Source organism: Streptomyces sp. NPDC001153 (assembly GCF_053598315.1).
On the sequence record NZ_JBSFJZ010000019.1, the window covers coordinates 119690 to 143564 of the forward strand.

The 23875-nt window shown below is 71.4% G+C and carries 21 protein-coding genes and 1 tRNA gene; 12 read left to right on the top strand and 10 right to left on the bottom strand.

Translation table 11 applies throughout. From position 1 onward, the window contains the following. Positions 1-141: 141 nt before the first annotated feature. Complete coding sequence (locus ACWDEN_RS22705) at positions 142-2721, bottom strand: ABC transporter permease (protein WP_351602894.1); 2580 nt, start codon at positions 2719-2721, stop codon at positions 142-144. Continuing rightward, positions 2718-3506 carry an ABC transporter ATP-binding protein gene (locus ACWDEN_RS22710; protein ID WP_351602892.1) on the bottom strand — a complete coding sequence of 263 codons (789 nt, stop codon included), beginning with the start codon at positions 3504-3506 and terminating at the stop codon, positions 2718-2720. Before ACWDEN_RS22710 ends, ACWDEN_RS22705 begins: the two co-directional genes overlap by 4 nt. A gap of 420 nt (positions 3507-3926) precedes the next feature. Here ACWDEN_RS22710 and ACWDEN_RS22715 point away from each other — a divergent pair, with 420 nt between their 5' ends. The 3 genes from ACWDEN_RS22715 (at position 3927) to ACWDEN_RS22725 (ending at position 7813) form a co-directional block, all read left to right on the top strand. Continuing rightward, the gene (locus tag ACWDEN_RS22715; RefSeq protein ID WP_351602890.1) at positions 3927-5432 is read left to right on the top strand and encodes an MFS transporter; all 1506 of its coding nucleotides are present in this window, start codon (positions 3927-3929) and stop codon (positions 5430-5432) included. A 210-nt stretch (positions 5433-5642) separates the two neighbouring features. Next, a complete protein-coding gene (locus tag ACWDEN_RS22720; RefSeq protein WP_351602888.1) occupies positions 5643-6170 on the top strand; it encodes a DUF485 domain-containing protein in 528 nt (175 codons plus the stop codon). After that, positions 6167-7813, top strand: a complete 1647-nt coding sequence (locus tag ACWDEN_RS22725) for a sodium/solute symporter (RefSeq protein WP_351602886.1) — start codon at positions 6167-6169, stop codon at positions 7811-7813. Before ACWDEN_RS22720 ends, ACWDEN_RS22725 begins: the two co-directional genes overlap by 4 nt. Positions 7814-8159: 346 nt before the next feature. Here ACWDEN_RS22725 and ACWDEN_RS22730 read toward each other — a convergent pair whose 3' ends face one another. The 7 genes from ACWDEN_RS22730 to ACWDEN_RS22760 all read right to left on the bottom strand — a co-directional run bounded on the left by ACWDEN_RS22730 (position 8160) and on the right by ACWDEN_RS22760 (position 15230). Beyond that, positions 8160-9047 carry a cellulose-binding protein gene (locus ACWDEN_RS22730; RefSeq protein ID WP_351602884.1) on the bottom strand — a complete coding sequence of 296 codons (888 nt, stop codon included), beginning with the start codon at positions 9045-9047 and terminating at the stop codon, positions 8160-8162. A gap of 96 nt (positions 9048-9143) precedes the next feature. Continuing rightward, complete coding sequence (locus ACWDEN_RS22735) at positions 9144-9515, bottom strand: EthD family reductase (RefSeq protein WP_351602882.1); 372 nt, start codon at positions 9513-9515, stop codon at positions 9144-9146. Continuing rightward, positions 9512-10069, bottom strand: coding sequence for a dihydrofolate reductase family protein (locus ACWDEN_RS22740; protein WP_351602880.1), 558 nt, complete (start codon positions 10067-10069; stop codon positions 9512-9514). Before ACWDEN_RS22740 ends, ACWDEN_RS22735 begins: the two co-directional genes overlap by 4 nt. Before the next feature lie 126 nt (positions 10070-10195). Further along, a complete protein-coding gene (locus ACWDEN_RS22745) occupies positions 10196-10813 on the bottom strand; it encodes a sigma factor-like helix-turn-helix DNA-binding protein (RefSeq protein WP_450859972.1) in 618 nt (205 codons plus the stop codon). 30 nt (positions 10814-10843) lie between these two features. Then, positions 10844-11131 carry a sigma-70 family RNA polymerase sigma factor gene (locus tag ACWDEN_RS22750; RefSeq protein WP_450859973.1) on the bottom strand — a complete coding sequence of 96 codons (288 nt, stop codon included), beginning with the start codon at positions 11129-11131 and terminating at the stop codon, positions 10844-10846. Positions 11132-11194: 63 nt separating this feature from the next. Continuing rightward, on the bottom strand, positions 11195-14200 hold the full coding sequence (locus ACWDEN_RS22755) for an SUKH-4 family immunity protein (protein WP_450859974.1): 3006 nt from the start codon (positions 14198-14200) through the stop codon (positions 11195-11197). Between the two features lie 10 nt (positions 14201-14210). Further along, positions 14211-15230: an SMI1/KNR4 family protein gene (locus tag ACWDEN_RS22760; RefSeq protein WP_351614231.1), complete on the bottom strand. Its 1020-nt coding sequence runs from the start codon at positions 15228-15230 to the stop codon at positions 14211-14213. 297 nt (positions 15231-15527) lie between these two features. On the opposite strand from ACWDEN_RS22760, the gene ACWDEN_RS22765 reads away from it, so the two are divergent. Beyond that, positions 15528-16043 carry a YwqJ-related putative deaminase gene (locus tag ACWDEN_RS22765; RefSeq protein ID WP_450859975.1) on the top strand — a complete coding sequence of 172 codons (516 nt, stop codon included), beginning with the start codon at positions 15528-15530 and terminating at the stop codon, positions 16041-16043. Positions 16044-16094: 51 nt separating this feature from the next. After that, positions 16095-16589: an SUKH-3 domain-containing protein gene (locus tag ACWDEN_RS22770; protein WP_351614237.1), complete on the top strand. Its 495-nt coding sequence runs from the start codon at positions 16095-16097 to the stop codon at positions 16587-16589. A 63-nt stretch (positions 16590-16652) separates the two neighbouring features. Here ACWDEN_RS22770 and ACWDEN_RS22775 read toward each other — a convergent pair whose 3' ends face one another. Further along, on the bottom strand, positions 16653-17966 hold the full coding sequence (locus tag ACWDEN_RS22775; RefSeq protein WP_351614240.1) for a sensor histidine kinase: 1314 nt from the start codon (positions 17964-17966) through the stop codon (positions 16653-16655). A 166-nt stretch (positions 17967-18132) separates the two neighbouring features. On the opposite strand from ACWDEN_RS22775, the gene ACWDEN_RS22780 reads away from it, so the two are divergent. From ACWDEN_RS22780 to ACWDEN_RS22810, 7 genes are all read left to right on the top strand, one after another. Continuing rightward, positions 18133-19005 (top strand): hypothetical protein, encoded by an 873-nt coding sequence (locus tag ACWDEN_RS22780; protein WP_450859976.1) that lies wholly within the window; start codon positions 18133-18135, stop codon positions 19003-19005. Between the two features lie 6 nt (positions 19006-19011). After that, positions 19012-19082, top strand: a tRNA-Gln gene (locus ACWDEN_RS22785). Positions 19083-19195: 113 nt separating this feature from the next. Then, the gene (glmU, locus tag ACWDEN_RS22790) at positions 19196-20644 is read left to right on the top strand and encodes a bifunctional UDP-N-acetylglucosamine diphosphorylase/glucosamine-1-phosphate N-acetyltransferase GlmU (protein ID WP_450859977.1); all 1449 of its coding nucleotides are present in this window, start codon (positions 19196-19198) and stop codon (positions 20642-20644) included. A gap of 154 nt (positions 20645-20798) precedes the next feature. After that, entirely contained in the window at positions 20799-21779 is a 981-nt protein-coding gene (locus tag ACWDEN_RS22795; protein WP_228624688.1) for a ribose-phosphate diphosphokinase, read from the top strand. Positions 21780-21986: 207 nt separating this feature from the next. After that, the gene (locus ACWDEN_RS22800) at positions 21987-22583 is read left to right on the top strand and encodes a 50S ribosomal protein L25/general stress protein Ctc (protein WP_351614249.1); all 597 of its coding nucleotides are present in this window, start codon (positions 21987-21989) and stop codon (positions 22581-22583) included. A 75-nt stretch (positions 22584-22658) separates the two neighbouring features. Then, positions 22659-23264, top strand: coding sequence for an aminoacyl-tRNA hydrolase (gene pth / locus ACWDEN_RS22805; RefSeq protein ID WP_351614251.1), 606 nt, complete (start codon positions 22659-22661; stop codon positions 23262-23264). Between the two features lie 52 nt (positions 23265-23316). Further along, positions 23317-23832 carry a hypothetical protein gene (locus tag ACWDEN_RS22810; protein WP_450859978.1) on the top strand — a complete coding sequence of 172 codons (516 nt, stop codon included), beginning with the start codon at positions 23317-23319 and terminating at the stop codon, positions 23830-23832. The last annotated feature ends 43 nt before the right edge of the window (positions 23833-23875 follow it).

Consider the following 23875-nt stretch of genomic DNA (forward strand, 5'->3'; position numbering starts at 1 on the left):
TGCCGGGCCTGTGGACAACCCCTGTTTCCCTTGAGGACAAAAGAACCCGGTGCCGGGAAGTCCTCGAAGACTTCCCGGCACCGGGCCTTTCCCCCGCAACCCCCGTATGCGGTGGTCGTGGCGTCGGTCCAGCCTGAGCGGCTAGTCCGTCGCGATGGCGTTCAGGACGTTCATGCGGCCCGCCCGGAACGCCGGGATCAGCGCGGCGAACAGGCCCACGAAGGCCGAGGCGATGAAGACCGTGATGATCGTCGGCCAGGGGATGTCGAGGACCTTCAGGCCCTGGAGCGCCAGGAGCTTCTGGGCGGTCGCGCCCCAGCCCATGCCCAGGCCGAGGCCGAGCAGGGCACCGAAGACGGCGATCACCACGGACTCCAGGCGGATCATGCGGCGCAGCTGGCGGCGGGAGAGGCCGATGGCCCGCATGAGGCCGATCTCCCGGGTCCGCTCGACCACCGACAGGGCCAGGGTGTTCACCACACCCAGGACCGCGACGATGATCGCCAGGGCCAGCAGGCCGTAGATCATGTTCAGCAGCTGGCCGATCTGGTCCTTCAGCGCCTTCTTGTAGTCGGTCTGGTCGCGCACGGTCAGCTCCGGATACCTGTGCAGCGCGGTCTTGAGCGCCTTGTAGGCGGCGGCCTGCTGTCCGTCCTTGGCGGAGGCGAAGACCAGCTCGTCCAGCGGCATCCTGTCGGCGGGGATGTACTTGGCCATGGTGGCCAGGGAGGTGTACATCGCGCCCTTGTCGATGACGGTGTCGTCGCTGGTGATCGCGCGCACCGTCAGGTGGGCCGTGGAGCCGTCCTGGAAGGCCACGGTGATCCTGGAGCCGAGGTGGATGCCGTGGTCCTCGGCGAACTTCTGGTGGACCGACATCGAGTCGGGCCGGTAGGCGTCCTTGAGGTCACCGGCGACCGTCTTGGTGCGCAGGTCGGTCGCGTAGGTCGGGTCGGCACCCGTGATGGCGGTGTCCTTGAGGGTCCTGCCGTCCGGGGTGGTGAAGTCGGCCTGGGCCGGCCGGTACTCGGTGACCCGCGCCAGGCCCGGGGCGGACTTGACGGCCTGGACCTCCTGCGGCTTGATCAGCTGCTGGTTGTCGGGCGAGATGATGAAGTCCGTCCCGACGGTCTTGTCGAGCTGGTCGGTGGCGGAGGCCACCATGGAGGAGCCGACCACCGACAGGCAGGCCACCAGGGCCAGGCCGATCATCAGGGCCGCGCCGGTGGCGCCGGTGCGGCGCGGGTTGCGCAGCGCGTTGCGCTCGGCCATCCGGCCCACGGGACCGAACATCCGCAGCATGACCGCGCCGAGGACCCGGACCAGTCCGGCGGCCAGCAGCGGGCCGATGACGACGAAGCCGATCAGCGTGGCGACCACGCCCAGGCCCAGCCAGCCCGAGCCGGCCTTGGCCTTGTCGGCGGTCGCGGCGACGTACAGGCTCCAGCCGCCGGCGGCGGTGAGGAGCAGTCCGATCACGGCGCGGACGGTGCCGGCCTTGGCGTCGGCCGGGGCGCCGGCGTCGCGCAGGGCGGCCATCGGGGAGACCTTGCCGGCGCGCCGGGCGGGCAGGTAGGCGGCCAGGACGGTGACCACGACGCCGAGGAGCAGGCCGACGGCCGGGGTCGTCCAGGCGACGGTCAGGTCGTCCGTGGACAGATGCATGCCCATCGTGCCCATGAGCTTCATCAGGCCGACCGCGATGCCGACGCCCGCGCCGACGCCGAGCACGGAGCCGATCGCGCCGAGCAGCAGCGCCTCGATCAGCACGGACCGGTTGACCTGCTTGCGGGAGGAGCCGATGGCGCGCATCAGGCCGATCTCGCGGGTGCGCTGGGCGACCAGCATGGAGAAGGTGTTGATGATCAGGAAGATGCCGACGAGGAAGGCGATCCCGGCGAAGCCGAGCATCGCGTACTTCATGACCTTCAGGAAGCTCTCGACGCTCTTCTGGTTGGCGTCGGCGACCTCCTTGGCGGTCTGCACCTTGTAGCCGTGGCCGAGGGCGGCCGAGACGTTCTTCTTCAGCTGGTCGTTCGTCACGCCCTGGGCGGCGGTGACGTTGACGTTGGTGTAGACACCGGTCCGGCCGACCAGGATCTGCTGGGCGGTCTTCGTGTCCAGGTAGAAGATCGCCGCGCCGGGGTTGGTGACCTTGAAGGCGGCGATGCCGGACACGCGCGCGTGGTGCGTGCCGACGACCGAGATCACGCCGATGTCGTCACCGAGCTTCAGGTGGTGCTTGGAAGCGGTGTCCTCGTCGACCATGACCTGGTCCGGGCCCCTGGGCGCCGTACCGGAGGTGATCTTCATGGTGCGGGCGTCGTTGCCGTTCCAGCTGCCGACGATGGTGGGCGCGCCGCTGCTCGGCGACAGCTTGTCCTTCTTGGCGTCGATGACGGTCACCGAGGTGGAGAACACCGTGCCCTCGGCCTTCCGCACGCCCTGGGCCCCGCGGACCTTGCCGACCACGGAGGCCGGCATGACCGGCGGCCTGCCGGTGCGGGAGGTGGTCTCACCGGTGTCGGAGGAGCCCTTCGCGCTGACCGTCACGTCCGAGGCCGTGGCCTGGAACAGCTTGTCGAAGGTGGTGTTCATCGTGTCGGTGAAGACGAGGGTCCCGCTCACGAAGGCCACCGACAGCAGGACCGCGATCGCCGAGAGCGCCATGCGGCCCTTGTGCGCGAAGAAGTTGCGCAGGGAGGTCTTCAGGACGGTCATGACGTGCGCCCCCGGGCGTCGAAGTCCTTCATGCGGTCCAGGACCTGATCGGCCGTCGGCTGGTACATCTCGTCGACGATCCGGCCGTCGGCGAGGTAGAGCACGCGGTCGGCGTAGGAGGCGGCGACGGGGTCGTGGGTGACCATCACGATGGTCTGGCCGAGTTCGTCCACCGAGCGGCGCAGGAAGCCGAGGACTTCGGCGCCGGCGCGCGAGTCGAGGTTTCCGGTCGGCTCGTCCCCGAAGATGATCTCCGGGCGGGCGGCGAGGGCGCGGGCCACGGCGACGCGCTGCTGCTGACCGCCGGAGAGCTGGGCCGGCCGGTGCTTGAGGCGTCCGGCGAGCCCGACGGTCTCCACCACGCGGTCCAGCCAGGCCTTGTCCGGCCTGCGCCCCGCGATGTCCATGGGCAGCGTGATGTTCTCGAGGGCGTTCAGCGTCGGCAGCAGGTTGAACGCCTGGAAGATGAAGCCGATCCGGTCCCGGCGCAGCTGGGTGAGCTTCTTGTCCTTCAGGCCGGTGATCTCGGTCTCGTCCAGGTAGATCTTGCCGCTGGTGACGGTGTCGAGCCCGGCGAGGCAGTGCATGAGCGTGGACTTGCCGGACCCCGAGGGGCCCATGATGGCGGTGAACTGGCCCCGCGCGATGTCCACGTCGACGTGGTCGAGGGCGACGACACGGGTCTCGCCGGCCCCGTACGCCTTCACGACCTGCCGCGCCCGCGCGGCAACGGCCGTACGCCCTCCAGTGCCCCCGTGCCTGGGAATGGTCACAGCCGATGTCACGGTATGTCTCCTATGTCGGTCGGCAAATCGGTGAGTGGTGCCCCGGCGTGCCAGGGCGTCGTCTCGGGTACGTCGTCGAGTCTCGCGGTCGGCGGGGCCCTCGCGCGCTGGTGCGAAGCCCCCTCTTTCCCGGGGGAGAACCCCACCCCGCCGGTGCGGTCAGCCGCCCCCCAGCGGCGTAAAGCCAGGTTAAGGACCGGGCCCCGCCCCTCTCGTCCTCCGGGGGGACGAACCCTCCCCGGGCCGTAGTACGGAGGTACCCCTAGGGGTGCTCCACCCCCGGGCGGAGCCCTCCTCGGGGTCGTCTCCACCCTTCGGCGCGAAAAGCCTCCACCCTGCCCTTGCGTCAGGGTCAAGTTCCGGCTGCCGTGGGAAGCTGTCGTACCGGAAATAGGTGCAAGGGGCACGGGAGGGGATCCGGTGGGGGGTACGACACCCGCGATACGCGGCGGCAGGCTCCGCGAGCAGGACACCCGGCGCCGAGGCGCCGTCGTCGCCGCGCTGATGCTGGCGATGGCGCTGGCCGCGCTCGACGCCACCGTCGTCTCCACGGCCGTACCGCAGATCGTCGGCGACCTCGGCGGGTTCTCCGTCTTCTCCTGGTTGTTCTCCGGCTATCTGCTCGCCGTGACCGTCACGCTCCCCCTCTACGGCAAGCTGTCCGACACCTTCGGCCGCAAGCCGGTGCTGGTGACGGGCGCGGCCGTGTTCCTGCTGGGCTCGCTGCTGTGCGCGGGCGCCTGGAACATGGCCGCGCTGATCGCGTTCCGGATCGTGCAGGGGCTGGGCGGCGGGGCGTTGCAGGGCACCGTGCAGACGCTCGCCGCCGATCTGTACCCGCTCGCGGAGCGCCCGAAGATCCAGTCCAAGCTGTCCACCGTGTGGGCGGTGTCGGCGGTGGCGGGGCCGGGGCTCGGCGGGCTGCTCGCCGCGTACGCCGACTGGCGCTGGATCTTCCTGGTCAACCTGCCGATCGGCGCGGCCGCGCTGTGGCTGATCGTCCGTCATCTGCACGAGCCCGAGCGGGAGACACCGGAAGACGGCGGCCACGCGCGCGTGGACTGGGCCGGGGCGCTCGCGGTGTTCGCGTGCGGCGGCGTGCTGCTGACCGCGCTGGTGCAGGGCGGGGTCGCCTGGCCGTGGCTGTCGGCGCCGTCGCTCACGCTCTTCGGCACGGGCCTGGCACTGGCCGGAGTGGTGGTCGTGGTGGAGCGGCGGGCGGCGCAGCCGATCATCCCGGGGTGGGTGTGGCGGCGCCGGACGATCGCGGCCGTCAACCTGGCGCTCGGCGCGCTGGGGCTGCTGATGGTGGCGCCGAGCGTGTTCCTGCCGACGTACGCGCAGTCGGTGCTCGGACTCGCGCCCGTGGCCGCCGGTTTCGTGCTGTCGGTGTGGACGCTCAGCTGGCCGGTGTCGGCGGCGCTCAGCCAGCACGTCTACCGCCGCATCGGCTTCCGCGACACCGCGCTGCTCGGCATCGGTGTGGCCGCGCTGATCCTGTGCGCGTTCCCGTTCCTGCCCTACCCCGGCTCGTGGTGGCAGCCGACGCTGCTGATGCTCCTGCTGGGCGCGGCGCTCGGGCTGTTCCAGCTGCCGCTGATCGTCGGGGTGCAGTCGACGGTGGGCTGGTCGGAGCGGGGCACCACGACCGCGTCCGTGCTGTTCTGCCGGCAGACCGGACAGACCGTGGGCGCCTCGCTGTTCGGCGCCGTCGCCAACGGGGTGCTCGCCGCGCGGCTGGGCGGGGCGGGCGATCTGGACACCGTCACGCGCGCGTTGGACGCCGGCAGGGCCCCCGAGGCGACCCGGCGCGCGATCGCCGACGCGGTGCACGCGGTGTACCTCGGCGCGGCGGCCGCGGCGGCACTGGCCTTCCTGGTGCTGCTTCTGGTGGCGCCGCGGCGGTTCCCGGTGCGCGACGAGTGACCCCGCCCGCCGGCGTCCGCCGCAAGAACGCAGGTTAACGCCGGTAACAGGCCCCCTCGGCGCGCGTCTTCCGTAGTAAGCGCATACCGACTGGCCAGTTTGGTGAAAACGTCACGCGGCCCGGAACTCGCGAGTAGCGTGCGTGGCTCCACGCCCCCCACCTCCCTGCGGTCCGCCGCCACGGACCCGAGCCACGCAAGGAGCCCCGGGATGTCCTACGACCCGCCGCGCCCGTCGTACACCCCGCCCCATCCGCCCTACGAGCCGCCCCGCCCTCCGTACCGACCGCCCCACCCCGCCTACGGCCCACCCTCCCCCTACGACTCACCGCCCTCCTCCTACGACCCACCACCCTCCGCCTCCCTCACCTACCCCTGGCAGCCCCCACCCCCGCAGCCGACCCGCCCGGACCGCCGACCGCCCCGTGAAGCCCTCGGCCACCACAGCGACCTGCGGGTGCTGCGCAGCGCCTACCGCTGGCAGCGGCGTACGGCCACGCTCACCGCGCTGGGCTACTTCACGCTGTTCCTGGTGCTGTCCGCCGCCGCACCCGGCGTGATGACGCGCACGGTCGCCGACGGCATCCCCGCCGGTCTCCTGCTCGCCGCGATCCAGGTCCCGGTCACCTGGCTCGCGATCGCGCTGTACGAGCACACCGCACGCCGGCACGTCGATCCGCTCGCGGACCGCATCCGCAAGGAGGCCGAACTGAACGCACGCCGAGGAGCCGCCCGATGACCGCCGCCGCCGGCACTCCGGCCGTGGGGGGCTTCGCCGGTTTCAGCGGCACGGCCCAGTCCATGTCCCTGGTCGCCTTCTCCACCGTCGCCACGGTGACCCTGCTGCTGTGCGTGATGACCGGCCCCGACCGCGACGACCTCGACGAGTTCTACACCGGCTACAACTCCCTGTCCCCGCTGCGCAACGGCCTCGCCATCGCGGGGGACTACATCTCCGCGGCCACCGTCCTCGGCACCGGCGGAGTGATCGCCCTGTGCGGCTACGACGGAGTCGTCCTCGCCCTGAGCACCGCGCTGTCGCTGATGCTGCTGATGTTCCTGCTCGCCGAACCGCTGCGCAACGCGGGCCGGTTCACCATGGGCGACGCGCTCGCCCGCCGGCTGCCGGGACGCTGCGTGCGCATCACGGCCTGCGCGGTGACGATCGCCGCGCTGCTGCCGCTGATGCTGGTCCAACTCGCCGGAACCGGGCAGCTGATGGCGTTCATCCTGGGCTTCACCGACGAGTCGCTGAAGACCGCGTGCGTCGTCGGGCTGGGCGCCCTGATGATCGCCTATGCGGCGATCGGCGGCATGAAGGGCACCGCGCTCATCCAGATCCTGAAGATCGTGATGCTGGTCGGGTCCGGCGCCGTGGTGGCCGTGCTGATCCTGCGCCACTTCGACTGGGATCCGGGGGCGCTGTTCGCCGCGGCCTCGCGGCAGAGCGGCGCCGGGCCCGCCTTCCTGCGCTCCGGGCTGCAGTTCGGCACATCGGGCAGGTCCCGCCTCGACATGATCGCCTCCGAGCTGACGGTGGTGCTCGGCGGTGCCGTCCTGCCGCACATCACCATGCGCATGTACACCGCCTCCAGCGCCCGCCAGGTGCGCCGCTCGATGTCCTGGGCGGTGTCGATCGTCGCCCTGTTCGTGCTGATCATCACGGTGGTCGGGTTCGGCGCCACGGCGCTGGTCGGCCGAGCCGTGATCGCCGGCGCCGACCCGCAGGGCAACACCGCGTATCTGCTGGGCTCGCGGGCGGTGTTCGGCGCGGACGTGTCCACGGCGGAGACCTTCCTGTTCACCATGGTGACGACGGCGATCTTCCTGACCCTGCTCGCCTCGGTCGCCGGGATGATCCTCGCCTGCGCCAACTCCCTCGCCCACGACGTGTTCGCGGCCCGCGTGCAGGAGATGCCGGCCCCGCGCGAGATGGCCCTCGCCCGCGTCTCGGCGCTCGCCATAGGCGTGCCCACGATCCTGCTCGCCACGATGGTGCAGCACCACAGCCTGCAGCCCCTGGTGACGCTCTCCTTCTGCCTGGGCGCCTCGGCCATCGCGCCCGCCCTGGTGTACGGGCTGTTCTGGCGCCGCTACACCCGCAGCGGGCTGCTGGCGACGCTGATCGGGGGCACGCTGACCGTGCTGCTGCTCATGCCGGGCACCAATCTGGTCTCCGGCTCACCGGTCTCGGCCTTCCCGCACGCCGACTTCAACTGGTTCCCGTTCACCACAACCGGCATCGTCTCCATCCCCGCCGGCTTCCTCTTCGGCTGGCTCGGCACGATCGCCTCGGGCCGCACCAAGGCAGAACAACAGCGGCACCAGTACGAGGCGGTGGAGGGCTGGATCCTGGCCGGGGCGGTGCGGAAGAGCGGGTAGCGGGGGTGCGGGAGGCTTGTGGCTGGGCGCGGGGACTCGGCTGGGCCGGGGCTTGCCAGTGGCTCCAGGACGGGGTGGGGGCTCTTCGCCGGGCGCCGGGGACTCGCGGCCGGCGCGGGCGCACGCCCCCGGCGCACCGGCGTCCGCCGACGGGCTCGGCGCATGGGCCCGCATGCACTACCCCTACGCACTACCCGGCGCCCACGGGTACGACCCGGTGCGCACGCCCCAGGCGCACGGCCCAAGCGCACAACCCCGGGCACGGCACCAGCGCACAACTCGGGGCGCACGAAGCCGGACGGCTCGGACTCGATGCCGGCCGGAGCCGGAGGACGGAGGGGCGACGCTATTCCAGGACCGCTCCGCCGGTCAGGGAGATCAGGCTGCTGCGGACCTCGTCCATGGTCGCCTGGACGACGTCCCAGGTCTCGCCGTGCTCGCGCAGCACCTGTTCCGTCTGCCGGGCGATGCGCTCCTCACGCACGCGCGCGTCGGCGATGATCTCGGCGGCACGCGCGTGTGCCTCTTCCTGGCTGCGCCGCGCGTACTCCTCGGCCTCCCCGAGGGCCCGCTCGGCGTCGGACAGTGCGGCCTCGGCCCGGCTCACCCGCTCGGCGTACCGAGCGTCCAGTGCGGCGATCCGCTCCGCCTCCTCGCGCTCGGCCTCGGCCCACCGCTCGGCGTACCCCCGGGACTGCTCGGCGAGCATGCCGGTGGTGCGCTGCCGTGCCTCGCGCAACGCGGTGAGCGCCTCCGAGCGCTCTTCCTTCACCGCACGCCGGGCGCCGACGCGGATGTCGTCGGCCTCGGTGCGCGCGGCGAGGAGCAGTCGGTGGGCGCATTCGTCGGCTTCCGCGCAGAGCGCGTCCGCCGCTTCCTGCGCCTCCCGGCGTACGCTCTCGGCGCGCGCTTCGGCCTGCGCGATGTGCTCGTGCGCTGCACGCCGCGTGCGCTCACGAAGGTCCTCCGCCTCCTCCAGCACGAACTGGAACAAACGCCGTGCGCCCTCCCCGAGCGACTCGTAATCCTGCGGTGGGAGCTGGGCGACGGCCTCGCGCATCCGAGCGGCCTCCGCCTCCATGTCCTTGGCGAGCACGGTCAGCCGCGCGGCCCGTTCCCACGCGGCGTCGCGGTCGTACGACAACTCCTCCATGTACGCGTCGACCTGACCGGGGCGGTAGCCGCGCCCCCGGACGGTCACGAAGCCGTGCGGCGGCATCGATGCGCTGCTCACCGTGGGAACCCCTCTCCACCGGACATACACGACAGGATGATTTCGCGCACATCTTGATGGATCGGGCGTAAGCGTGCATAACGCGACACTCCGCAGTCACGTCACGCTCTGCATCCCGCACTTCGCGATCGGCGCGGCGGGCGGGGCCGGCTGCAGCACGTCCTCCTCAAGGGTGAGGATCAGGCTGTGGACGGGCGCCAGCTCCGCCAGACGCGCCGCGTCCGCCGCCGTCGCGCGCCCCTCGGGCGAGGCGAACGCCGCGCGCAACTCCGCCGCCGAGTCCCACTCCAGCGTCGCGACCAGGTAGTACGGCGCACCCCCGCGCACCGGTGCCGTCTCCCGGCCGACCGTGTAGCGGCGCAGACCGGGCAGCCGTCGGCCGAGCGGGATGTGCACCTCGCGGTAGTGCCGGTCGAATGCCTCGGGGTCGGCAGGGGTCTCGTACAGGGCGAGGAAACGAACCGTCACCGTGCCGCCCTCCCATGGCGGGTGAGGACGGCGGCGCCCACCCGTTCGGCCGACAGGCACTCCAACCCGGCAGGCTCACTCCCGGCAGGGAACAGCCGCCGGCCCTGCCCCAGCACCACCGGGAAGGTCAGCAGCCGGTACTCGTCCACCAGGTCCTGCTCCCGCAACGCGGCCACGACGGCGAGGCTGCCGGTGACAACCACGTCCCGCCGCTCGGCGCGTACGACGTCAGTCAACTCCTCCTTCGTCAGGCGCGAGTTGGCCCATGCGGACACGTCCGGGGTGCCGCGGGAGACCACCAGCTTCGGTACGGCGTTCATCCGCGCGGCGAAGGGGTCGTCCCGTCCCGGCCACAGCCGCGCGAACAGCTCCCAGGTGGTACGGCCCAGCAGCAGGACCCCTTCGTCCAGCACACGGCCGAGGCGGAACTTGTCCCCGGCGACCGCCTCCGGGCCGTGCCGGAAGGCCCAGCCTCCGTAGGGCGTACCCGCGGACCCGTCCGGGTCGGACACGATCCCGTCCAGGGTGATGAACTCGATGACGACGACACTCACGACGACGGTCCCTTCGCTCGGTTGCTCACGGGTACCTACCGGCGGCACCGGCCGGACTCATCGCTCCCACCGGAAAGGACCGCACAGGGGCGTGGTGCCGGGAGGCAGCTCCGTATCAGCGTCGTGTCAGGGGGCGCCGGCGCCGGTGGGCGCGGGCGGCGCGAACGCGGTCAGGACGCGCGGGTCGGCGAACACCACGTTCCGGGCGACCCGGCCGCCGGTGACCGTCAGAACCTGCACGGTGTGGAGCGCGTGGCCGCCACCGGGCTCCGGCGCGTACGCCGCGAGCGCCGGCTGCCCGTTCGCCGCCACACACTCCACCCGCCAGCCCGTGCCGCGCAGCGCGAACACCCGCTCCATGAACAGCCCGTAGTCCCGCCTGCCCCGGTACCACAGCGGCACCGGGGGCATCTCCAGGACCGCGTCCTCGGTGAGCAGCCGCACCAGCGCCGGCACGTCGGCCGCCTCGAAGGCGCGCATGTAGCGCCGCACCACCGCCCGCACCTCGGGATCCTCCGGCTCACCGACCTCGTCGATCACGCCGGCCGCGTCGCCGCGCGCGAGGGCGGCGCGCGCCCGCTGCAACGCGCTGTTGACCGCGGCCACCGACGTCTCCAGCTGCCCGGCGACCTCGGCGGCGGAGAACTCCAGCACCTCGCGCAGCACCAGCACGGCCCGCTGCCGCGCCGGCAGCAACTGCAGCGCCGCCACCAACGCCAGCCGCAGGTCCGCGCGCGCCTCCACGTCGTACCGCGCCTCGGGGAACGGCTCCAGTCACGGCACCTCCGGCGCGGGCGTCAGCGGCGCGCCGGGATCGTCGGAGGGCGCTCCCAGCCCGGACGGCAGGGGGCGGCGCGAACGGCTCTCCAGCGCGCTCAGGCAGGCGTTGGTCGCGATGCGGTACAGCCAGGTCCGCACGGACGCGCGCGTGGCGTCGTAGCGGTCCCGCGCCTTCCAGGCCCGCAGCATCGTCTCCTGCGTCAGATCCTCGGCCTCGTGGAACGAACCGAGCATGCGGTAGCAGTACGCCACCAGCTCGCCCCGGTACGGCTCGAAGTCCACCGGCCCATCATGCCCTCCACGCGCGCGTGAAGGGCATGATCCGCGAACCTCCGAGCGACGTACCTACAGCAGCCCGTCCCACATCTGCTCCAGCAGCACCGACCACCAGCTCTCCGGCGAACCGAGTGCCGCCGGGTCCAGGGCGGCCAGCTGCGCCTGGAAGTCGACGGTCCAGCGGCCCGCCTGCTCCTGGTTCAGCCCGAACCGCAGGCGCCACATGCGGCCCAGCAGCGCCAGGCAGCGCGCGAACTCCGGCAGCCCGGTGTTCACGAACTGCGGCGGCACCGGGGCCCCGCCCGGCCCCGCCTCGACCGGCACGGCCACGATGTTCGCCGTGCCGTACTGCACACAGATCGCCTTGCCGAAGTCGGTGCCCATGACGAGGTACGAGCCCGCGTCCGAGGCCGACTGCACCCCGCGCTCGGCCGCCAGCTCCGCCAGCGTCGGCACCGGGCGGCCCGGCTGGGCCTGCGCCCAGAAGAACGGGCCCATGTCCACCGGCAGACCGGCCACCACCAGCGTGTGCGCCACGATCGGCGGCACACCCTGCCGGGACACCGCCTGCTGCTCGAACCGGAAGACGCCCGGCCCGAACGCCGCCGCCAGCTCCTGCCCGATGCCCTCCGGCGGGACGGGCGGCGCGGCTTGCACCGGCGGCAGCGGCGCCCGCACCGGCGCGGGCCGCGCCGGCCCGTCCGCCACCTGGTGCAACTCGCCCTGGTGCGCCAGCAGTTGCTGCATGCCCTGCTGCCGGCTCCCGTGATCCGTGCCGTACGGCGCAATGCTCGTGATCCGCGCCTGCGGCCACTGCTCGCGGATCATCCGCGCGCAGTAGGCACCCGGCAGCTCGCACGACTCCAGCTCCGTGTGCAGCTCCAGCACCTGGTCCGCCGGCACGTTCATCGCGCGCAGCTCGTGGAAGATCTGCCACTCCGGGTGCGGCGTACCCGGCGCCGAACGCCGGATCAGCTGCTGCTCCGAACCGTCCTGCGCGCGATAGCGCAGCACGGCCTGATAGCCGGGGCCCACGGTCGGCTGCGCCTGCTGCGGATACCCGTACGCCGGCGGCTGCCCAGGCGCGCCCGGAGGCATCGGCTGCGGGGCGCCCGGAGCACCCGGGGGCATGCCGGGGGCGGGCGGCGGCGGGGGTGCGCCCGGACCGGCCACCGGGGGCGCGGCCAGCACGGTCTCCGCGTGGTGCACGGCCCCGCGCCCGCCACCAGGCGCACCAGGCATGCCGGGACCGGCAGGGGCGCCTGGAGCCTGCGGCGCACCGGGGGCTCCGGGAGCCGAGGGGACGCCCGGAGGCTGCGGCGCGCCAGGCATGCCCGGGGCGCCCGGAGCCGCCTGGGCGCCGGGCGGATACGGCATGCCCGGGGCGCCCGGAACTCCCTGCGCGCCCGGCATACCCGGAACCCCCGGAGCGCCCGGAGGCTGCTGCGCACCCCCGCCCAGCCGGCTGGGGTCGGCCAGCACCGTGGCCGCGTGATGCACGTTGCCCGGAGGCGCAGCAGGCGGGTTAGGGGCGCCCGGAGGCTGCGGCGCACCCGGCGCCTGCGCCCCGTCCGCACCACCCTGACCCCCGGGCCCCTCCGGCCCGAGCGCCGACACCAGCCGCGTCGGCACATACCCACCGGCAGGCGCACCCGGCGCGGGAGGCGCCGCCGCACCGCCCGGGCGCGCGCCCGGCGTACCAGGGGCACCCGGCGGCGGAGGCGGCGCACCCACACCACCGCGCGCCTTCTTCGGTGGCGGCGCGGCCTTGCTCGTCGCGGCATCCGCGATGTCCCCGGCGTTCGGCGCGAGCCGCCGCGCCGAGGCGCCCGCGTCGGCCGGAGGCTGCGGCACACCCGCCGCACCACCCGGCGCAGGCGCCGGCGCCTGCGGATAGCCGTAACCAGGAGCGCCCTGCGGAACGCCGGGACCCTGCGGATAGCCGTAGGTGGGCGCGCCCGGGGGCGGCGGAGGCGTGCTGCCCTGCGGGGCGCCCGGGGCACCGGGAGGGGCAGGGGGCGCGAGCGGAGTGCCGGGCGCCGGCGGGTACGCGGGTGCGCCCGGCGCAGGTGTGCCGGGAACCGCCGGCGGCTGCGGGTAGCCGTACGGCGGCGTACCGGGCGGCGGCGGGGGCGTACTGCCCTGCGGAGCCCCCGGCGCACCAGGAGCACCGGGCGCCACGGGCACACCAGGTGCGCCCGGCGCACCGCCAGGGGCGGACGGGCCACCCGGCGCGCCCGGCGGGAAGCCCTGCGCACCTGGCGGGAAGCCCTGCGCGCCCGGCGTGTTCGAAGGATCGAGCGCCGGCGCGACCGCCGTCGGCGGCAGCTGGCTGCCCCCCGACATCAACGCCGTCTTCGCATCCGGCGCACTCACCGGCGGCCGCGGAACCTCGTCGTCGGAATCGCTCAACGGCGGCGCGAACACCGTCGCGGGCAACGGCACCGAACGGTCGTCCTCACCGGAGTCCGCGTTCGTGTCCGTACCGGCCCAGGGCGTGGCCCCCACCGGCACATCCGCGGAAGGCGCGCCCACAGGAGCGGGCGCCCCGGACGCACCCGCCGGCACCCCTGCCTGCGTTTCCGCCGGCCCAGCCCCACCGGACGAAGTCCCACCGACACCGGAACCGGAACCCACACCGGAACCGGCACCCGAACCGGCCCCCGAAGCACCCCCGCCCCCCGGCCGCCGCTCCCCGATGCCCAGCTTGTCCGCCGCCTCCTGCAACCACTCCGGAGGAGTCAGCAGGAACGACGTCTGATTCAGATCCACCCGCGCGGCAGCCGGCGCCGGAACCGCGTCCCGCGGCTCGTCGCCACGGCCGTACTCCTCCTCGTACCGGCGGATCACCTCACCCACCGGCAACCCCGGCCACAGCGTCGCCTCCCCGCTGTCCCGGGCGATCACCAGCCGCTGCGCACCCGCGTCCGAACGCGGCCCCTCCGCCCGGTCCTCGCCCCACACGACGAAACCCAGCTCGAACTCCCGCACCCGCACCTCACGATGCTGGTACGCGGGCACGTCACCGTTGATCCACTCCTCGGCGCGCTCCTGCGCCTGCGCGTAGGTCACCATCGTCTGAAGCTCACTCCCCCACCGGACCGGAAGACACCGCACCGGAAGAACCGGAAGACACCGGGACGACACGCGCGAAACCGCCGTCGACCATCAGATCCGCCACCGTCTCCAACTCCGGCGGACTGCCCGCCAGCCGCGACAGAAAGGCGTCGAAATCATCACCGCACGGCAGCAGCAGACGCTCCACCCGCTCCGCCGGCGACCACGACGGATCCACATCACGCACATCGTCGTACGCGCAGAACCACACCGAACCGGGCCGCTCGCCCCTCACCTTCACCGCGAGCAACCCGCCCTGCACGAACACCACCGCGAGGTAATCCTTCGTCAGATGGTCGCGCAGACATTTGTTCACATACACCAGGTCATTGACGGCCGCCTCCTCACGCACCGTGAAGAACGGCTGGTCCAGCAACAGACCCAGTTCCGCGTCCAGAGCCGTGCCCACCGGCGCACACCCACCCGCAGCCTTCAGGAACGAGCGGTACGCGCCCGGAAGCCGGTAGCCCAGGTCCTCCTCGACACCCTGAACCTGCGCCTCCGACACCGCCACACCCGACTTCGGCAGCCCGAAATGCGCCGGCCGGGTCTCCTGCAACGGCCGCGTCCCCCGCTTGGCGTGGTCCACCGCCGCCGTCGCCACCCCACCGTGATGCCGCAGCAACGCCTTCACCTCGACCGGAACCAGCTCCAGCCGCCGCGTCCCCGCCACGTGATGCCACGTCCAGCCGTGCGGCGTCGCCACATCCGGCACCGTGTCCCACAACTCGTGCCGCTCCGCCGCCAACGCCGCGTTCGCCGACACATAGTCCGTCAGCCGCAACTCGTCGACACCGAAACCCTCCGGCGGCTCGGCGATCTCCACCGCCACACGCGCGTACGGAGAGAAATCCGGGTAACCACGCTCATCGACCCGTACCCCTCTCGGGTGACGTGCCGCCCGGACCGGATCCGGAAAGTGCACGACCTGCCCGGCGTAGGCCGCGTTCGGCGGCGCGGCTTGCTGCCCGAGCCGACCTGTCGTCATGGCGGTAGCCCCCTGCGGCGTTCTCTCTGGCCTTGATACGGCGCTGTCGATCGCGGATGCCGACAGCCTATGCGGTACGCGAACCCCGGTCACCGGCCCACCACACCCCGGGGGAACCACCCCTCCACATCCCCGGAAAAACCACCCACCGCATCCGTGACCAGCCGTCACCCCACCGTGACGACCTGCCCCGACCCGGGCGTGTCGCACCGCCCCAGCTTCCGCAGCCGCCACGGCATTTGGCACCCTGTGTCCTTCGGGGGATGCCGGGGAACGCCCGGGGAGGGGAAAACGATCATGAATATCTTGCGAACCGGAGGTACCGACGTGCGGGCCGGCGACCCACGCATCGGCTGGAGCGGCACCGACACACCCCCCGCCCCCACCCTCCGCCACCGCCGCGACGGCATCCTGCCCACCATCGCCGCCGCCCTCTCCGTCCGCGGCGCCACCCTCACCGGCACCGCCGCCCGCGGCGACCAGCCCCCACCCCTGCACCCCCTCGTCCAGGACTTCCTCGACACCCTCACCAGCGGCGAACGCGACCGCTTCACCGGACGCTGCGCCGAAACCATCCTCATCTCCCGCCACCTCACCACCGCCGACGCCGCACGCAGCAAACGCGCCGCCCGCAAACCCATGACCAACGGCGAAGCCCGCAAAGCCCTCAAGAACGCCAAACTCACCGCCCGCCGCATACGCGAGGACGGCGACCCTCTCCACGGCAGCTTCGCCGCCCCCTGCCGCGCCTGCACCGCCCTCAGCGCCCACTTCGGCATCCGCGTCGTCGACCCCACGGCAACCGACGGCTGACAGCCCCCGTCAACACCAGTAGCACCAGCAAGCTCGACGAACGAAGGGCCGATGCACGCCGACCGCACGTCCACCACACGCTTCCCCGTACTCGTCGACGCCGCTCTGCGCGCCGCCGGCTGGCAACCCGGACGCTGGGACATAAAGCAGGCAGAGATCTGGGCCGACGCCCTGCGCGAACACACCTCACCCGCCGGACACCGGCACACCGTCTTCCCCGCCGCCGTCGAAGCCTGGGCCGAATTCGGCGGCCTGACCATCACCCCGGGCGGCCCCGGCCGCCAGATCGCCCCCGCCACCCTGCACCTCGACCCCCTCCACGGCCTCCACCACGCCCGCACCCTCGGCGACCTCGGCCGCGCCCTCGGCACCGAACTCTGCCCCCTCGGCCAGGAGACCGAGACCGCCGCCGTCCTCACCATCGACACCGAAGGCCGCGTCTACACCCTCGACCACACCGGCGACTGGTACGTCGGCCCCGACATCGACCACGCCCTCACCACCCTCGTCACCGGCATCGAACCCGTACGCCTCACCGCCGGCTGACCCCCGCAGAAGACACACGCGCAGCGGACACACACGCAGAGGGCACACGCGCAGAGGGCACGTCTACGCCGCCGGAATCACCGCCGACACCCGGAAACCCCCCGCATCCGTCGGCCCCGACACAAACACACCGCCCAGCGCCACAACCCGCTCACGCATCCCCACCAGGCCGTTCCCGCCCGACGGCAACCCCGCCGCCGACGCCGACCCCGGCTCCGGCGGCGGCTCGTTCTCCACCTGCATCGCGATCTCCGACACCCGATGCGCGAGCCGCACATGCGTCTTCGCACCCGCCGCATGCTTGTGCACGTTCGTCAACGCCTCCTGCACCACCCGGTACGCCGTCTGCTCCACCTCCGCCGCATACGACCGCGCCTCCCCCTCCACCGACAGACGCACCACCATCCCCGCAGCCGCCGACTGCCCGACCAACTCCTCCAGCTCCGACAGACACGGCCCGTCCACCACGCCGTCCGACTCCGCCACCCGGGAAGCCGCAGCCGCAGCCGCCACCCCCACCGCCGCCAACGGCACCGCGGAGGCACGCCGCCCCGGCTCCTCCCCCGCCCGCAGCACCCCCAGCATCTCCCGCAACTCGGTCAACGCCTGCCGCCCCATGTCCCCCACCAGCGCCGCATTCCGCACGGCCTTCTCCGGATCCTTCCGGGCCACCGCCTGCAACGCCGCCGCATGCACCACCATCAGACTCACCCGATGCGCGACCACGTCATGCATCTCACGCGCGATCCGGGTCCGCTCCTCGTTCCGCGCCCACTCGGCCCGCTCCTCCGCCCGCTCGGCCAGCAACTGCAGCTCCCGCTCCAGACTGTCCGCCCGCTCCCTGAGACTCTCCATCAACCGCCGCCGCGCCCCCACATACAAACCCAGCAGCACCGGCGGAGCCGTCAGCCCCAACGCCGTCGTCACCGCCGCGAACGGCACGAACCAGTCACCCAGCGTCAGATCGCCCCGCGCCATGTCCTGCCGCACCCGCACGAACGTCACCACTGCCGTACCCACCAGCGACATCCCCGCCAGCGCCCCGATGATCCGGCGCGGCAACTCACACGCGGCCAGCGTGTACAGGCCGACGACACCCAGCAGGAACCCCATCTGCGCGGGCGTGATCGCGATCGCTACGAGTACGACGGCAATGGGCCACTTCCGCCGCACGAGCAACACGGACCCGGCGATCACACCGAAGACGATCCCCACCGCCGGCGGGATCCCCGCGTCCCGGGCGAACGGAACCCCCTCGGCTCCGCACTCCACGGCCGACACCAGCGCGAGACTCCCGTCGAGCACCGCACTGCGCCACCTGGTCCACCACCACGGCCCCGTCCGGGCCCTGGCGTTCTCTTCCCCCGTCGTGGTCATGCCTCCAGCCTACGGGCGACGGCTGCGGCTTTTCCGGTGACTTTCACCGGCCTCCACACACCACGCCCCGTAACCGGACGACCTCGAAACCCACCGGTATCACTCGAACTGGTGAACCCTTCCTGTTCAATCCCGGAACGCTCCATTCCGGCCGGACGGTATGCCCATGGCACATTCGATCAGCAAATACGCCGACTTCGAGGACTTACGGGAACGGGCGGTCGCCCTGCGGCGAGCCGGCTACAGCCTCCGGCAGATCCGGGACGAGCTCCGCGTCCACAACAAGGAGATCCTTCAACGCCTCGTTGAGGGCGAGCCGCCGCCGGAGTGGACCAAGCGCCCGCGAGCCAAGGACGAGCTACGCGAGAGGGCGCGAGAGCTACGACTGCAGGGCCGGACGTACAACGAGATCCAGGCGGAACTCGGTTGCTCCAAGAGTTCAGTCTCACTATGGGTGCGCGATCTGCCGCACCCCGAACCCAAGTGCACCCCCGAGGAACAGCGGGCACGCATGAACGCTGGGTTGGCAAGGTTGCGGGCATCGCAGGACCGCGAGCGAACGGCGACCAAGCAGGCAGCGGCAGCAGTGATCGGCAATCTCACGGATCGGGAGCTCTTCATCACGGGCGTCGCCCTGTATTGGGCCGAGGGGACGAAGGACAAGCCGCACGCTCGTCGCGAGAGCGTGGAGTTCGTCAACAGCGACCCAGGAATGATCTCGGTCTTCCTCGCCTGGCTGGACCTGCTGGACGTGGGACGCGATCGCCTGCACTGCCGAGTCATGATCCATGAAACCGCAGACGTTGACGCCGCCGAGCACTATTGGGCCGACCTCGTCGGCATCGACAGGGCGCTCCTCGGCAAGACCATCCTCAAGAAACACAACCCCGCGACCGTGCGCAAGAACACCGGCGCCACCTATCGGGGGTGCCTCGGAATCAAAGTGCGACAGGGGGCGGATCTGTACCGTCGCATCGAAGGCGCTTGGTACGGCATAGTAGGTGCTGTCCTTCCGGGCGATCTATCGAACCGGACATAAGGGCTATCCCGGGTCGTCTAAGGGCAAGACGGTGTCTTTTGGTGTCACTTATGGGGGTTCGAGTCCTCCCCCGGGAGCCCAGTAAGTGCGGGCCCTGACCACCAGGTCAGGGCCCGCTCTCACCTCCCCCCAGAAGCACCCCGGTATCCTGCGGCTGTCACCCCACCACCCACAGCCGAAGGGCAACCCCGTGAGCGCCATTCGCCCGGCAGCCGTCGTCGTTCTCGCAGCGGGTGAGGGCACCCGTATGAAGTCGGCCACACCCAAGGTCCTGCACGAGATCTGTGGCCGTTCCCTGGTGGGCCATGTGCTGGCCGCCGCCCGTGAGTTGGACCCGGAGCACCTGGTCGTCGTCGTGGGGCACGCCCGGGAGCAGGTCGCCGCCCATCTGAGCGAGATCGACCCGGGCGTGCGCACCGCCGTGCAGGCGGAGCAGAACGGGACCGGGCACGCCGTGCGCATGGGTCTGGAGGAGTTGGGCGGGGCGGTCGCCGGGACTGTTGTGGTCGTGTGCGGGGACACGCCGCTGCTCACCGCCGAGACGCTCGGGCGGCTCGCCGGGACGCACGCCGCCGACGGCAACGCCGTGACCGTGCTGACGGCGGAGGTGCCGGACGCCACCGGGTACGGGCGGATCATCCGTGACGAGGCGACGGGTGCTGTCACCGCGATCGTGGAGCACAAGGACGCGTCCGAGGTCCAGCGGGTGATCCGGGAGATCAACTCCGGGGTGTTCGCGTTCGACGGGCAGTTGCTGGCGGACGCGCTGAAGAAGGTGCGGACGGACAACAGCCAGGGTGAGGAGTACCTCACGGACGTGCTGGGGATCCTGCGGGAGGCCGGTCACCGGGTCGGTGCGTGCGTGGCCGGCGATCACCGGGAGATCGCCGGGATCAACAACCGGGTGCAGCTGGCCGAGGCGCGCCGGATCCTGAACGACCGGCTGCTGACCGCTGCCATGCTGGACGGGGTCACCGTCGTGGACCCGGCCTCGACCTGGGTCGATGTGACCGTGTCCTTCGGGCGGGATGTCGTCGTTCATCCGAACACGCTGCTCACCGGGTCGACGCATGTCGGTGAGGGTGCGGAGGTCGGTCCGAACAGCCGGCTGAAGGACACGCGGGTGGGTGCGGGGGCGCGGGTGGACAACACCGTGTCGGAGGGGGCTGTGGTCGGGGCGGGGGCGTCCGTGGGGCCGTACGCGTATCTGCGGCCGGGGACGCGGCTGGGGGCCAAGGGGAAGATCGGGACGTACGTCGAGACGAAGAACGCCTCGATCGGTGAGGGCACGAAGGTGCCGCATCTGTCGTATGTCGGTGACGCGACGATCGGTGAGTACACGAACATCGGCGCGGCGAGTGTGTTTGTGAACTACGACGGTGAGAGCAAGCACCACACGACCGTCGGGTCGCATTGCAAGACGGGTTCGGACAACATGTTTGTGGCTCCTGTCACGGTCGGGGACGGTGCTTACACCGCCGCCGGGTCTGTGATCACGAAGGATGTGCCGCCCGGTTCGCTGGCCGTGGCCCGTGGTCAGCAGCGGAATATCGAGGGTTGGGTGGCTCGGAAGCGTCCGGGGAGCGCGGCGGCGAAGGCGGCCGAGGCGGCGTCCCGGAGGGGTGAGAGCGAGGACTGACCGGAAACGGGTGCGCCGGACACGGCGTACCGTGATAAGTGCACATCCGCACACGTGCACCCGCACCCCTACCAGCTGATTCGGCCTCTCATGCCCAGGCGGGAGGTCGGGGTAGCAGTCGGCTGGCTGAGACAACCTCTGAGGAGACTGTGCTGTGACCGGGTTCAAGACGACCGGCGAGAAGAAGATGATGTTCTTCTCCGGCCGCGCCCACCCCGAGCTTGCCGAGGAGGTCGCCCACGAGTTGGGTGTCGGGGTTGTCCCGACGAAGGCCTTCGACTTCGCGAACGGTGAGATCTACGTCCGTTACCAGGAGTCGGCGCGTGGTGCGGACTGCTTTGTGATCCAGAGCCACACGACTCCGATCAACCAGTGGATCATGGAGCAGTTGATCATGATCGACGCGCTGAAGCGTGCGTCGGCTCGCTCCATCACGGTGATCGTGCCGTTCTACGGTTACGCGCGGCAGGACAAGAAGCACCGGGGTCGTGAACCTATTTCGGCGCGTCTGATCGCGGATCTGATGAAGACGGCGGGTGCCGACCGGATTCTGACCGTGGATCTGCACACGGACCAGATCCAGGGTTTCTTCGACGGGCCGGTGGATCATCTGTTCGCGCTGCCGCTGCTCGCCGACTATGTGGGCGAGAAGGTGGACCGGGACAAGCTGACGGTCGTGTCGCCGGACGCGGGCCGGGTGCGTGTGGCCGACCGGTGGTGTGACCGGCTGGGTGCGCCGCTCGCGATCGTGCACAAGCGGCGTGACAAGGATGTGGCGAACCAGGTGACCGTCCACGAGGTCGTGGGTGAGGTCAAGGGCCGGGTGTGTGTGCTGGTCGACGACATGATCGACACCGGTGGGACGATCTGTGCCGCTGCCGATGCGCTGTTCGCGCACGGTGCGGAGGATGTGATCGTCACGGCGACGCACGGTGTGCTGTCCGGGCCCGCGGCGGACCGGCTGAAGAACTCGCGGGTGAGTGAGTTCGTGTTCACGAACACGCTGCCGACGCCGGCGGAGCTGGGCCGGGATCTGGACAAGATCACGGTGCTGTCGATCGCTCCGACGATTGCGAGCGCGGTGCGTGAGGTGTTCGAGGACGGCTCGGTGACCAGCCTCTTCGACGAGCAGTGAGGTTTCTGCGACCCCGCTGCGCGAGGTAGCCGGAGATCCTTTTGGTGCGGCCTCCCGGTCCGAGTAGACTGCTGCAGTTGCTCGGCGAGGGAGGCCGTTCTCCGTTTCTGACGGGGTACGGCGGTCCGTTATCGACGCGCTCTTCGTAGCAGGCCGTTCGTGGCCGGGTGACCACGTCCGTTCCGAGTTCTACGAGGAGTGATCATCATGTCCGAGGTGAAGCTCACCGCCGAGACCCGTACCGAGTTCGGCAAGGGTGCCGCCCGTCGCCTCCGCCGTGCCAGCAAGGTTCCGGTTGTTCTCTACGGCCACGGCACCGAGCCGCTGCACCTGACCCTGCCGGGTCACGACCTGCTGCTGGCGCTGCGTACGCCGAACGTCCTGATCTCCCTGGACATCGACGGCAAGACCAGCGAGCTGGCGATCCCGAAGGCCGTGCAGCGCGACGCGATCAAGGGCTTCCTGGAGCACGTCGACCTGCTGCTGGTCAAGCGTGGCGAGAAGGTCACGGTCGAGATCCCGGTCCACACCGAGGGCGAGCTGGCCGCCGGTGGCAACCTGCTGGAGCACGTCCTGAACGCGCTGCCGGTCGAGGCCGAGGCGACGCACATCCCCGAGGCCGTCACCGTCTCCGTCGAGGGTCTGGAGGCCGGTGCCTCGGTCCACGCCAAGGACATCACCCTGCCGAGCGGTGTCTCGCTGGCCGTGGACGAGGACGCCGTCGTTCTCCAGGTGCTGCAGGCCCAGGTCGAGGTGACCGAGGGCGAGGCCGCCGAGGAGGGCGAGGAGGCGGCCGAGGCCTGAGCCTCGCCGTAGTCGTCAGTTGTTCAGCCGCCGCTTCCCTCGCGGGGAGCGGCGGCTGGCGCGTATCAAGGAGACATGGACGTGACCACTCCCGCCAGCACTGATCCCTGGCTGATCGTCGGGCTCGGGAATCCCGGGCCGGACTACGCCATGAACCGGCACAACGTCGGTTTCATGGTGGCGGACCTTCTCGCGCAGCGGATCGGGGGGAAGTTCAAGCGGGCGGGCAAGGCGCAGGCGCAGGTGCTGGAGGGCCGGATCGGTCCGGCGGGGCCGGCGAACCGGCGGGTGATCCTGGCGAAGCCGATGTCGTACATGAACCTGTCCGGTGGTCCGGTGAACGCGCTGAAGGACTTCTACAAGGTGCCGGTGGCGAACATCGTGGCCGTGCATGACGAGCTGGACATCGACTACGGCACGCTGCGGCTGAAGCTGGGCGGTGGGGACAACGGGCACAACGGTCTGAAGTCGATGACGAAGGCGATGGGTTCGGACTATCACCGGGTGCGGTTCGGGATCGGGCGGCCTCCGGGTCGTATGCAGGTGGCGGACTTCGTGCTGAAGGACTTCTCGTCGTCGGAGCGCAAGGAGCTGGACTACTTCGTGGACCGTGCGGCGGACGCGGTGGAGTGTCTGGTGATCGAGGGGCTGGAGCGGGCGCAGAGCGCGTACAACTCCTGACATGTGCTTGTACGGCGGACAGCGAGGTTGACCTCCCGTACGGGTATGGCCAATGATCCCGGCCATGTCTGCCACAGCCAGCACTGCTCGCCAGGCCTCCGTGACCGCGTTGCGGTGGGGGCGGGTCGGGGCGATGGGTGCGGTCGCCGCGTTGATTCTGTTCGCCGGGGTGTGGGGTTCCTGGGGGACCGCGCAGCAGGTGATGCTGTCCAAGGGGCGGGAGCAGGGCACGGTGCGGGTGACGTCGTGTTCGGGTGACACCTGCAGCGGTCCGTTCTCGCCGACGTCGGCGGGGGCGCAGGCACGCGCGCGTGTGGAGATCGCGCAGCCGGTGGCGGTGCGCAGGGGGCGGACGTACGACGTCGTGCTGAAGCCGGGTACGGCGGACGCGGTGCGGTCGGGTCCGGCGGGGATCCTGTACGCCTGGGTGCCGTTGGGCGGGGCGTTGCTGCTGGCCTCGGTGGTGGTGGCGGGCGGGATGCGGCTGACGCGGGCGGCGTGGGTGCTGGCGGGGTGCGGGACGGCCTTGCTGACGGGCGCTTTCCTGGCGGTGTCCGCCGGTTCGTGAGTCCGCGCGCCGGTCGTGGCGCGCGGGTGGAGCGGCGTGCGCC

Coding starts and splice junctions, on each gene's coding strand:
- ACWDEN_RS22810 (WP_450859978.1), top strand. CDS start 23,317: ATGATCCCGGCCATGTCTGCCACAGCCAGCACTGCTCGCCAGGCCTCC.
- ACWDEN_RS22800 (WP_351614249.1), top strand. CDS start 21,987: ATGTCCGAGGTGAAGCTCACCGCCGAGACCCGTACCGAGTTCGGCAAG.
- ACWDEN_RS22720 (WP_351602888.1), top strand. CDS start 5,643: ATGTCCTACGACCCGCCGCGCCCGTCGTACACCCCGCCCCATCCGCCC.
- ACWDEN_RS22780 (WP_450859976.1), top strand. CDS start 18,133: ATGGCACATTCGATCAGCAAATACGCCGACTTCGAGGACTTACGGGAA.
- ACWDEN_RS22775 (WP_351614240.1), bottom strand. CDS start 17,966: ATGACCACGACGGGGGAAGAGAACGCCAGGGCCCGGACGGGGCCGTGG.
- ACWDEN_RS22770 (WP_351614237.1), top strand. CDS start 16,095: ATGCACGCCGACCGCACGTCCACCACACGCTTCCCCGTACTCGTCGAC.
- ACWDEN_RS22725 (WP_351602886.1), top strand. CDS start 6,167: ATGACCGCCGCCGCCGGCACTCCGGCCGTGGGGGGCTTCGCCGGTTTC.
- ACWDEN_RS22755 (WP_450859974.1), bottom strand. CDS start 14,200: ATGGTGACCTACGCGCAGGCGCAGGAGCGCGCCGAGGAGTGGATCAAC.
- ACWDEN_RS22765 (WP_450859975.1), top strand. CDS start 15,528: ATGAATATCTTGCGAACCGGAGGTACCGACGTGCGGGCCGGCGACCCA.
- ACWDEN_RS22760 (WP_351614231.1), bottom strand. CDS start 15,230: ATGACGACAGGTCGGCTCGGGCAGCAAGCCGCGCCGCCGAACGCGGCC.
- ACWDEN_RS22705 (WP_351602894.1), bottom strand. CDS start 2,721: ATGACCGTCCTGAAGACCTCCCTGCGCAACTTCTTCGCGCACAAGGGC.
- pth (WP_351614251.1), top strand. CDS start 22,659: ATGGACGTGACCACTCCCGCCAGCACTGATCCCTGGCTGATCGTCGGG.